Annotated in this window: 7 protein-coding genes; 1 reads left to right on the forward strand and 6 read right to left on the reverse strand. The window is 36.6% G+C overall.

All coding sequences use genetic code 11. The annotated features are described in order from the left end of the window. Positions 1-105: 105 nt before the first annotated feature. The 6 genes from AC19MV_RS21330 to AC19MV_RS21355 form a co-directional block, all read right to left on the reverse strand. Positions 106-3,276, reverse strand: coding sequence for a type III restriction-modification system endonuclease (locus tag AC19MV_RS21330; RefSeq protein ID WP_498309870.1), 3,171 nt, complete (start codon positions 3,274-3,276; stop codon positions 106-108). 7 nt (positions 3,277-3,283) lie between these two features. Next, positions 3,284-5,209 (reverse strand): site-specific DNA-methyltransferase, encoded by a 1,926-nt coding sequence (locus AC19MV_RS21335; protein ID WP_432338901.1) that lies wholly within the window; start codon positions 5,207-5,209, stop codon positions 3,284-3,286. Between the two features lie 105 nt (positions 5,210-5,314). Next, positions 5,315-6,295, reverse strand: a complete 981-nt coding sequence (locus AC19MV_RS21340) for a DUF4391 domain-containing protein (RefSeq protein WP_432338902.1) — start codon at positions 6,293-6,295, stop codon at positions 5,315-5,317. Beyond that, positions 6,295-9,639: a helicase-related protein gene (locus tag AC19MV_RS21345; RefSeq protein WP_498309871.1), complete on the reverse strand. Its 3,345-nt coding sequence runs from the start codon at positions 9,637-9,639 to the stop codon at positions 6,295-6,297. Before AC19MV_RS21345 ends, AC19MV_RS21340 begins: the two co-directional genes overlap by 1 nt. 5 nt (positions 9,640-9,644) lie before the next feature. Beyond that, positions 9,645-9,881 (reverse strand): HTH-like domain-containing protein, encoded by a 237-nt coding sequence (locus AC19MV_RS21350; RefSeq protein WP_162022182.1) that lies wholly within the window; start codon positions 9,879-9,881, stop codon positions 9,645-9,647. Between the two features lie 339 nt (positions 9,882-10,220). Continuing rightward, entirely contained in the window at positions 10,221-10,538 is a 318-nt protein-coding gene (locus AC19MV_RS21355; RefSeq protein WP_182772015.1) for a hypothetical protein, read from the reverse strand. A 280-nt stretch (positions 10,539-10,818) separates the two neighbouring features. On the opposite strand from AC19MV_RS21355, the gene AC19MV_RS21360 reads away from it, so the two are divergent. Further along, positions 10,819-11,664, forward strand: a complete 846-nt coding sequence (locus AC19MV_RS21360) for a hypothetical protein (protein WP_432338904.1) — start codon at positions 10,819-10,821, stop codon at positions 11,662-11,664. Position 11,665: the final 1 nt, after the last annotated feature.

Raw genomic sequence — 11,665 nt, forward strand, 5'->3', positions numbered from 1 at the left:
AAAATTCAACTGTAATTGGCATATCGATTTTATCCGAATACTTATTCAAAAACGTAAAAAGTACGAGATAGCCAGTTCCGGAGCTATCTCGTTAGAGGAGAAGTGTTATTCTTCTAGGTATGTAGCAAAAGTATTAAAATTATCAGCCTTAACAAACTTAGCAGGGTTCTCTATGGCTCTACCGTTTTTGTCTTGTGATAACGCTTTAAAGTGCTCAATACCACAATCAATTTTAGCTTGCTCTGAGGAGCGTAATTCATCAGAAAAAATACTTGATTTGGTTTCAACGACAAAATAGAGCTGTTCACCCATACCATCATCTTTGTCTATTAAAACAGCCCAATCAGGATTGTAACTTCCCAATGGTGTATCTATTTTAAACCAAGCAGGTAATTTTGCGTAAAGCTTAACATCCGTCGACTCTTCGAGTTTCTCAGCAAATTCAAACTCTGTCCCCGAATCACAAACGATGTAATCATAAACAGACTTTTTAGCTTCAACCATATCCTTAAGGTATCCGGTTAATTCTTCCTCTTGGAAGAGCTCTTGAGCATAAAAATCATCATCTCCAATTCGATGATATGAAATGCCATCAACAATAGCTAAACGCATCTGTTTACGAATGACTTCACTAGCTAACTCAATGAATTTTTGAGGGTTATTTTTAAACGCCTCTAATTTATCACCAATACCAAGCAGTATGTCTACAACGGTTTTACGGGTAAGGTTAGTGTATGATTCAAGATAGGTGACAATATCAGGTAGTTTAAAGTTACGATTACGGTAATATTGAATTTTTGATTGTTCATCAAATGTTTCCAATTCAGCCTCTGTTATTGCGACTTTCACCTTTTTATATTCAAACTTGGCACTACCTACTGCGACAGACGATCTAATTTCTTTGATACACTTCTGTACAAGCTCACCAACACTGAAATTAACTCGATATGCAGTTTTATACTTGATACGTTCCCAAAGCGCTTTAAAATCATCACCAAGCACAATTTGTTTACCATTATCTTCACGTAGTCTAGCTGTTTTCTTTTCTTCGTGTTTTTTGATACTCAACCCTTTAGCAACTTTACTTAGAGTCGCAAGAATTGCTTCAGAATGTTCTATAACGCTTTCAGGTAAACTCACAGTATTATCAGCTAAATCAGCTTTTAGGGAATCTTGAATTTTGCCTTTTTTATCAATGTAACCTTTAGCCATTAAGTGTTGATAAATATCTTCAGATTTTTTCGCACCAAGAAACTGTTTAGTATCATGTTCATCATAGATCACAATATTGGCAAATTGATGCTTTTCTACTGCACCAAACTTAATACCCTCTTCTTCTTCAATTTCTTTTTGAAGTGCAGCTACAAACTCCTCATAAGATTCATTCGCCATAACCGTTAGCGTATTAACTTCAAACCCATAAGGTACACGCTCACCAGACTGATCGACAGCTAAACGCAAACCTCGACCAATCTCCTGACGTTTTTTCATCACTGAATTAGTTTCGTTAAGTGTACAGATCTGAAATACGTTAGGATTATCCCATCCCTCTTTAAGGGCCGAGTGACTAAAAATGAAACGTAACTTCTCTTCCATTGAGAGTAACTTTTCTTTGTCTTTCATAATCAAGTTATAAGCAGATTCATCAGCAGCAGTTTTGCCACCTTCTCCCTTTGCTGAAAGCTTAGACTCTGCAAACAAAGGATTACCAGATGAATCTTTTTTCTTGTCTTGTGCAAAGTAGCCATTATGAACAGAACTGGCTAATTCTTTGAGTGATTGCTCATTAACAATGAACTTGTCTTCGTTTTTCTCCCATACACTAGGATAAAGAATCCTATACTTTGGCTTTCTAAGCTGTTGAGTAAACTCTTCTTCAAACCACTGTGCAAATTTACCTTGTACAGGCACACCGTCTACAGAGTAACCTCGATAGTTGGCGACTTTGTCAATAAAGAACAAGCTCAGAACCTTGATCCCTTTTTGGCTAATAACCTTGGAGTGGTCCATCACATCAACACCTTGAGTGATTTTTTTATAAAATCTCAATTCTTTTTCAAGATGCTCTTCAACCGTTTTTGATACTTGAAGTCGCTTGTAAGTATCTTGGTCAACGTCACCAATAGCTTGACCTAGTTCAATGATGTCATCGCGACTGGTAAAATCGATATACTCATTGCCTTCTTCACAATAAATGTCGTTAATCACATAGCCTTCGTAAACACTTCGTCCATTTGAAGCTTCAAATAAATCAGTACCACTTTTTACGGTTATTGTTTTACGAGCTTGCAATTTTCCAGTTTTAGTTTGAGCATCAATTTCAACTTTAGCAGTAATTGGCGACTTCTTGTTATCAACACCAATCAGCTTAATATAGGCTTGGTTATGATTGTCCTGAACCTCAATCGACGCCACTTCAATCTGTTTAACCAACTTACGCTCATATGCATCAATCGAATCAAGCTTGTAAAGCATATTTAAATTTTCAGTTAGCGTTGCTGAATAACGGAAAGTGCATAACGGGTTCAAGCTTGTAATTGCTTGTTTGCGATTAGCGGTAGATGCTACTGATTGAGGTTCATCAATTAGCACTACTGGGTGTGTCGCTTGAATGAACTCAATGGGTTTCATACCGTTTAGACGATCGTCTGTACGGTGAATTAAGTTAGCAGTAGACTCTTTTTCAGGATCAACAAATGACTTACTGAAAGCATCAATGTTGATAACCATAATCTGAATATAATCATTGGTAGCAAAGTTTCTGACTTGCTCACGTTTTGAAGAGTCATAGACAAAGTAGTCATACTGTACATTTTTATATTCTTTTCTGAAATGTTCTTCAGTCATTTGCAGCGATTTATAAACACCTTCCTTAATCGCTACAGATGGAACAACAATGATGAACTTTGTTAAACCATAACGTTGATTCAGTTCAAATGCGCTGCGCAAGTAAACGTATGTTTTACCGGTACCTGTTTCCATCTCAATAGTAAAATCAAGACTCGGCAGTGCTTGTTTTGTTGTTTCAGTTTGAGGTAAACCGTTAACTAACTGAACATTTCGAGTATTTTCATACAACTCTTCTGGTAACAAGCTCAAGGCATTAGCAACACCGATACCATCATTTTTCTCAAACATATCCGCTTGAAGAGCGTTTGATACAGAGAAATTAGATTGAAATGTTTCTTGCCCTTCAAACACTCCTAAAACTGCGTTAATTGCATCTCTTTGGTGAGTCAGGTCTGGGTCAAACTTTATCTTCATTTCAGACATCATTTACCCCTTAAATGCTTTTAACATCATCAATGCCAGCCTGTTTTAAAATCTGAATGGCATTGGTTTTTGCATTACTATCAGCAAATCCAGCATCTTTAAATACAACTTGAGTAGTCTCAGGATCTAATTCGTCTTTGAGTTTGGCGATACCTTCTACCACTTCAGCTGTAATTTCATCATCTAAACAGACAATTAACGCTCCAGCACCAACAACAAAAACCTGCTTTTCATTTCCGAAAGAGTCGTTCACCGTTTCAATATTTACAGGTGTAGTTAATTCATAGCCATATTTTAAAAAGATTTCGTACAGCACATCTTCGCTTGAGCGATCACCCTTGATAGATTCAGTTGCTTGTTGAAGTACTAGCTCAAGGTTTTCAAAGTCAGCATCCCAAGGGCGAATGTTGGTTTGACTAAGCTTGAAAACTTTTACTCCAGCATCAATATTACAATTCAATCCCTTTATTTTTTCAGATGCTTTCCTTATTCTATATTTAGTTATTTCTGAAATAGAGGTTTTGAGCTTATTATCAACACAAAAATTAAATGCACTTTTATAATCTTTATTCTCTTTTTCAATGACCTCTGGGAGCTGGACGGCTATATATCTGAAATCACAATTTTGTTCATGGTTAAATTCCATAACAGCCTGCCCAGTAGTACCTGAACCAGCAAAAAAATCTAAAATTATCCCTTGATTAACCGCCGTTTCTTTAGTGCTAATTTCTAATAAAGATTTAATTAACTTAATAGGTTTGGGGAAAGGAAACACACCTTTGGGTATAAATTCTTGAATATCTTTTGATCCATCTTGTGAATATGCTCCTTCTATAATGCTTAAAGGCTTTCCACGCCTCATTTCCCCATCTTCATTTCGTAAGTAACCTTTAAACCTAACCTTGTATGACCCATTTCCCTGCTTATTAAAAACTAATCCATTTTCTAATTGCGCCTTTTCAGCTCTCTCTTTGCTCCACAACCATTGCTTTTCTGGCCAAATCTCAACACCTTCATGAAAAATTGGATATTTAAGATTAGGTCGATCTCCCATACTCGTAGTATCAAGAGGCCAAGTGGCATATGGCCCCCTTGTTTCATAATTTTCATCTTTACTCTTAAACATAGATGCAGTTTTTTCAGAATACGGTATAGATATATCAGCTATTGCAGCATAGTTTTTTGCATACACTAAAATGTATTCATGTAACCCGATCCAACCTTTCGTTTTAGCACCACCTCCAGTCTTATTTTTCCAAACTATCTCTGTAACGCAATTTTCATTACCAAATATTTCATTACAGATCATCTTTAAATTAGACACTTCTGAGTCATCAATTGAGATAAATATTAAACCATCATCTTGTAGAAGGTTTCTTGCTAATTTTAGTCGGGGATATAACATCGATAGCCAATTCGAATGATATCGACCAGAAGCATCAGAGTTTGTACTTAACTTATTTCCATCATCATCAACCTGACCTGTTTGTTGAAAATAATTAGATAGCCCTTCTGAAAAATCGTCATTATAAACAAAATCCTTACCCGTATTGTAAGGTGGATCTATATAAATCATCTTCACTTTTTTATGGTAAGACTTTTGAAGTAACTTAAGCACTTCAAGGTTATCACCCTCAATGAACAAGTTTTCAGTCGTATCCCAATTGATACTTTCATCCTTGCAAGGGCGTAATGTTCCTGTTGATTGTGTTTGAGCTATTTGACGAGCTTTATTTTTACCATTCCAAGTAAAATTATAACGTTCTTGTGAGTCGTCAACTTGTTCACCTAAAGCGGCTTTTAATGCTTCAAAATCTATTTTATTTTCTGAGAAAACGTCAGGAAAAAGTTGCTTTAACTGCTCAATATTTTGCTGTGCAATATCTAAGCTTTTTGCTTCCGGGCTGCTGCTCGTGATTTTATCTATTACATTCATTTTTATACCCACTATCTAAGACTAATTTATTTGTATGGTGTTGTATTTGATATTGAAAAATACAACTACGTTCTATTTTATGTCGTAGCACTTCTTAGGCTCACTTTATGCCATTTGAGAAGTGATTGCTGAAATTGCTTGTTTTATCTTTCTTGCTTCTACGTTGAGTCGCAGTTTAGTATTCATTTGCGTATCTTTTTTAATCTTGTTCCTGATGTTGTTCAACTCAGCTTCTAATCCAGCTAATTCACGGAGCAAAGCTGTTTTATCCTCATTGCTCTTTTCACGAAACGTTAAACATAAAGTTGATTCCAATAGTGAATCATGTTGTAGCGTATAGCCTTGTGATTCAGATTGTAGATTACCCTGTTCAATTGAAAGGTTCTTAGATGAGCCATCTATATTCATATAGCGACCTGAAATCTTACTTGTTTCCAGCCCTATGAGCATGGCGATGAAGTCTTGATAAAGCTCAAAGTAATTAAGGTTTGACACGTTTTTTAAAGAGAAATCATTAAGAAAGTCATTGTGTGCGTTGGTTAGGCTCGATGAGTTTAACCAATCACTATTATAAATATGCTCTATAACCAATTTTGTTTTATCTGCTTGATTAATACGTTTATCAGCTAGGCTGATTAATAATTCATCAGCTAGCTCTAGCAGCAGAATCACTGGGTATGGAATTAAAGTATGTATAAGTTTAGTAACTTTCTTTGAGGCATTAGATTTATGCTTACCTTTGTCCTTACGGCCTAGCTCTTGAGGCAACTTTAACGTAACTCGTATCACCGCTACCTCTATGTATTCAACTGTATCAGTGACATAAACAGGGATATTAAGCGTTTCTGGCTTAAGTGTGTTTAGCCACTCGATAGATTGAATAACATCCGTCACTAATTTTTTATCATTAGGGCTTAACTCGTTCCCATTGTGACTAGATGAATCTAAGAGCATTTTCTTGGTGATTCGTGTGCCTAGAAACGTAGAATCAGGTAGTCCTAAGTGCTGATATACCTTGTCTGCTAATCTGTTTTGTTTGGCGTCATCGACTAGACGAAAATCAATATGCTCTATCATTTTTTCCATTACACAATGACTATATAACTAACGACTTCAAAATCATTCACGTTTTGTGTGCTAGATGCAGATAAGACAGTACCACCTCGACTAAACAAGCTTGTAGCTCCAATCTCTTCACTTTTACCAGCAATGTTCTCTACCGCTTTTGCTAAAAGATTTTGATAATGATTCATTTTTTTACCATTTTGAGTGCGGTTAGCAAACTGGTGATAAGCATCAGCTGATTGTTCCATGTCGGTTAGCTCTGAACCCAACTTTTTACATAAATCGAGTATTTGTTTTGACTGGGTGAACGAAAGCAAAACGTCTCCGTCGTCAGCGATATAAGCAAGGTAGTAAGGAGCAAGAGAGTAGCTTTCCTCAACCTGGACTTTGCCTTTAATATCTTTTAGGCAGAAAATTACCCCTGATTGAATTTCATCACGTACTTGTGAGAATTTGCTCGTAAATTGACTTGAATTAGAAATAAGGACAGGAGCAAACAACCCCACCGGAGATTGCTCTAATAATGCTGAATTATCTTGCTCTTTGTTACTGAGAAAGCTTGAAAGATCCATTCGAAAATCATTCAGCGTCAGATCGGTTATAGAGACACCGCCTGCAATTTCTTCAAGGTCTACCACAGCATTTTGAAGCTGTTCAAGTTGCTTCCTGCGATACTCTAAATCATTCATCCCTTTATTTTTCTTCGAATCTTGTTCACTGTCAGTTTCAATCAAGTTCTCTTCACCAGTTGCTGAAATATCAAGTAGTACCATTCTTCCACTCACCCGAGCTTCTAGGTTGATATACTCGTCCAATTCCATATTGGGCCAAAAGTTAACCAGCTGAATGACATCATTTACTGAACCTAAACGGTCTATACGCCCAAAGCGTTGAATAATACGAACGGGATTCCAGTGAATGTCATAGTTTATGAGATAGTCACAGTCTTGCAGGTTCTGACCTTCTGAAATACAGTCTGTTGCGATTAAAATATCAACTTCTTCTTTGTATTCAGGGTAAACCTTCTCTCTTTCTTTGGATTTGGGTGAGAAGTGGGTAAGCAGACTATTTAAGTCTGATGTAAACCTTTTACCTACTTTTCCGTTTTGGCTAGGAGTACGCAACGTTGTCTCTGTTCGTTGCCCTGTTATAACAGCTGAGTGAAGGCCAAGTTCTTTTTCAGCCCATGGTGCAATATTTTTGTATAAATATTCAGCGGTATCGGCAAAAGCCGTAAAAATGATAACTTTTTTGTTATTGCCATTAATCGGTTTTCTGCATTTTTCACTATAAGCTTGCTTTAACATTGATAATTTTGCATCACGTTCAGCATCAATGCTTTTTGATTCTTTAACAATTTCTTGAAGAAATACTCTGTCAGCTTCTAGATCCTGTGAAAATCTGATTAAGTCCATATCTTGAATACGAACTTTGGTTTTATTCCCTATAAGATATGGAGCAAGTTCAGGTGAGTTAAACTCAAGATCATCTATCTCTTCTATTGGTGGGGCCACGAATTCATAAGTAAGGTCGTCTGTTATGCTGGGTTTTATGTTTGCATTGAAATTATGGATCTTTGTTAGTAATGCATCGACCTGAGTCAATATTTTTTCTGATGTTAGAGTAAAAGAATGGATTGAACTTTCCATGCGCTTAAGCATGTTAATACGGATCAAATGAATCAAGCTTTCTTCACGGTCAACCTGTTTAAATACGCTCTTACCCCCCTTTACTTCTTGGTCATATCGTCTTGCATATTCGGCTTTTTTATCCATTCTCACGTATTTCATTGGTGAGTAGAACGCAAGTGACAGTCTACGGATAGTCTTATTTACTTCTTCCAAAGGGGGAAATTGTTCTTTAAGGTCAATAGATGCCTTCAAGTTTACAGGTAGGAGGCGTGTAGGAAACTTACCTATATCGGCAGTGCCGTAATATTTTTCGATATGCTTCCGTGATCGTGCAATAGTATAAATATCAAGCAACTTGAAATAATCAAAGTTCATCGAATCAAGCAATTCTTTAGATGTTCTCACATAAGGATCTTGTTCAGCCCATTTAGTAAAGCGAGCTTGGGCTTGTTTTAATGTACTTTCAATACTGTTAATACCATGATCCAACAACGCTTGGTCATTCGCTTCCGTAATAAACGCTACTTGATTTTTCATATCATTTAAGCGGTTATTTACAGGCGTAGCAGAAAGCATCAGGACTTTGGTTTTTACACCCGCTTGAATGATGTCTTCCAGAAGTCGTTGGTAGCGATTTCTCCCATCTTTCTTGGGGTTATTATTGCGGAAATTATGTGATTCATCGATTACAACGAGATCGTAGTTACCCCAATTAATTGTTTCAAGGTTAATATCGCCTGAATAACCAGCTGTACGGCTCATATCGGTATGGTTAAGTACATCGTAATTAAAGCGATCACTCGCGAGTAAATTACGTTTGTCGTTTTGCGTATAAATAAGCCAGTTATCACGCAGCTTTTTAGGACAAAGAACAAGCACCTTATCATTGCGAAGCTCGTAGTATTTTATTACTGCAAGAGCTTCAAATGTCTTACCTAAACCAACGCTATCAGCAATGATACAACCATTAAAGTGTTCTAGTTTATTAATTGCCCCTAACACACCATCCTTCTGAAATTTATACAATTTATTCCAAACTAATGTATCTTTAAATCCTGTTTTTACTTTTAAAATCTTGTCTTCTTGAAGATCACCGACAAAATCTTTAAAAATATTATATAAGGTAATGAAATAGATAAATTGTGGTGTTTGATCACAGGTAAACTTTGCAAGTTCAGCTTGAAAAAGTTCGGTGGCATCTTTGACTTGTGCTTTACTCCCCCAAACTCGGTTAAAGAAGCCTAAAAGTTCTTGTGCTTGATCTGCTTTTGCAAGGCTTATCATATCAAAGCCTGAAGATACCGTTAGCCCCAGACCTTGCCCATTAAATTGAGCACCATTAATTGCAATTGAGTTTGATTGAGAATTGACATGGGTGATATGTTGCTGAACAGCGCCTGCTTGTTGAACCAAGCGAACCGATGCTTTCTCTTTCAACCAATCAGCAAACTCTTGCGCTATCGCTTTTTGGTTCAATTGATTACGAAACTTGTTTTCTAGAGTCGTACCATTAAGAGCACCAAAAGGCGATTCACGGTCAAAGGAATCAAATGAGTCGTAACCTTTTGCTTGAGAAAATAGTAGTCTAATTGATTCTAATTTGTTCAACGACTCTTTCAAGTGATCGAAAGCGTAGATAGAAAAAAGCCCCGTCATAACGGAAAGCTTATCGTTGGTTTTAATCGTTTTTGAAAGTGTATCAGCTACTTTATTAGTAACGTTGTCAATTAACATACTGTTTAAACCTTCCTTGTATCTAAACCAGCAGCTTTGAGCCTTGCTGTAAGATTTCTCATCTTACTAAACTCAGTGGCGTAACTAGGCCTCAATCCGACTTCCTCACAAAATTCTCTAGCCGTAATATTTCCTAATTCATCAGCATATTTGATGGACTGAAGATGTAATTCGGCCATGTACTTATTGCGAGGGGCGGAGGCAAGTGCTTGCTTAATTTCTTCTATAATTTCTTTGTTCACAACGTATCCACACTAGGCAAAACAGCTTCTAGCTATTTTAGCTATTTTTGCAAAAATAGCTAATCGTAGTGATTAGGTTCTTAAACCAACAATGGGGCATAAATGAGTTTGTAACATCGCCTTTGTCAGTTGCCAATGAGCAAAGAAAGCATCACCTCGATAAAACAATACTTTAGTTCAGTTCATCCTTACAACCGTAGGTATTAACCATTAATGTGGGTGTTACACCTTCAGGAATTCATAACATACTTTAATGTCTCTATTTCATATTTTATTACTCAGTTTCAGACTTTAATGTTACGTCGACAATTCGATGAAAACAACTTAGCTTGTGATGCTTTACATGCTCGACTTATCATTCCAATATTTCTTTACGTCTTCTCGCCAGTGAGCATTCTTTTCTGGTACCAGTTCAAAAAAATATAATGGGCAATCATAAGCAAACGGTCCTGCAGACTCTGAGATTGATTTTGTTGCACCAATTAAAAAATTAATAGTTCGTTCTCCATTTTCTCGTTGCAAGATGGCCCAATAGCATTCGGTTGGTTGTCCTTCTGTCGAAACTGCATAGGTTTGTACATCGTAGCCTTGCGGATGTATCACAAGGGGTTTCCCCCACTCTTGTTCGCACCATTGATACCATTCAATTAAATCCACTTCTTGCTCCTGTATATTCCTTTACTCATTAATTTATGTGCAGCACAGCAATGAATCTGCTTTGCGTAATTCAGTGTCATATAAACGATAATCGAGATTAGTGCTTTCAAGTATCATTTAAGACTCTGAAATGCATTTCGTTTAATTTTACTCTGTTATTATTCTCACCAATGTTCTGTGACATTATTAAAATATAAGTAATAGTTTGTGATGGCCTCGGTTGCCCGATTTAACCCGAATGATAACCTACACATAACGAATAGAGGTAAGGACTCAATCAATGAAAAAGTTAAACAAAAAATTATTAACAATTAGCATGGTAGCAAGCTTATTGGTGGGTTGCGCTTCGACAGATCCCTACAAAGCTCAGAGTGATGACGATTTCACTTACAATCCTGATATGAGTTTTGCAATGAACGTAGTCGATGGCAGTTTAGGCTTCCATAATGGCTTACGCGATGCTGATGCACCTAAAAACGCCGATATGACTCCCGGTGCTTTAGACTATGCGGCTGACGGCATTATCGGCGCTGCATTTGGTGGTGGTTTTGGAGGTGCTTTTCTTAGTATGTTAGGTACAAATCAGGGGAATAAGCCTCTTCATTCTTATTACGGCATTGTTTATTTCCCTGTATCTCAAAAAGGAAACGTTCAATCTATTTATGATAATGTTGAATCTGAGCTAATTCGCGTGGCTATCTCTACTCGTAAATTAGAATTTGTTAAAAAAGAAGATGACGCTAATAACCATGTTACATTAACGTTTAAAGGTGAAGATTGTACTAAACATCAATCGTTAATGGGATATAAATTGGATGAGACTTGTAGTTTTATTCATTACACAAAACCACAATTACTAAAGTATTCAACGACAACGCCTACTGGTAAGAATGGGTTGTATGCAGTAATTGGTTATGAAACCTTTTTTACCGCAACATTTTTAGCTTTAGATCTTGATGAAAAATACTATTTTTTCAGCCCTGTAATTCGCAACAGAACAAAGTTTCCATTTGTCTCAAACAAGGGAAAGATTTACCCATTTGTTAAAGGTGATGTTAGTTTAACTATTCCTGAGTTAATGAAAATAGATCCGTGGGTAAACTCTAATTACGGTTTATCTCAGTAAT

This window comes from Shewanella sp. MF05913, from assembly GCF_059758095.1.

Bases quoted from the DNA above. Each gene is read 5' to 3' on its own strand.
- AC19MV_RS21360 (WP_432338904.1), top strand. From the start codon at position 10,819: ATGAAAAAGTTAAACAAAAAATTATTAACAATTAGCATGGTAGCAAGC.
- AC19MV_RS21330 (WP_498309870.1), bottom strand. From the start codon at position 3,276: ATGATGTCTGAAATGAAGATAAAGTTTGACCCAGACCTGACTCACCAA.
- AC19MV_RS21335 (WP_432338901.1), bottom strand. From the start codon at position 5,209: ATGAATGTAATAGATAAAATCACGAGCAGCAGCCCGGAAGCAAAAAGC.
- AC19MV_RS21345 (WP_498309871.1), bottom strand. From the start codon at position 9,639: ATGTTAATTGACAACGTTACTAATAAAGTAGCTGATACACTTTCAAAA.
- AC19MV_RS21340 (WP_432338902.1), bottom strand. From the start codon at position 6,295: ATGGAAAAAATGATAGAGCATATTGATTTTCGTCTAGTCGATGACGCC.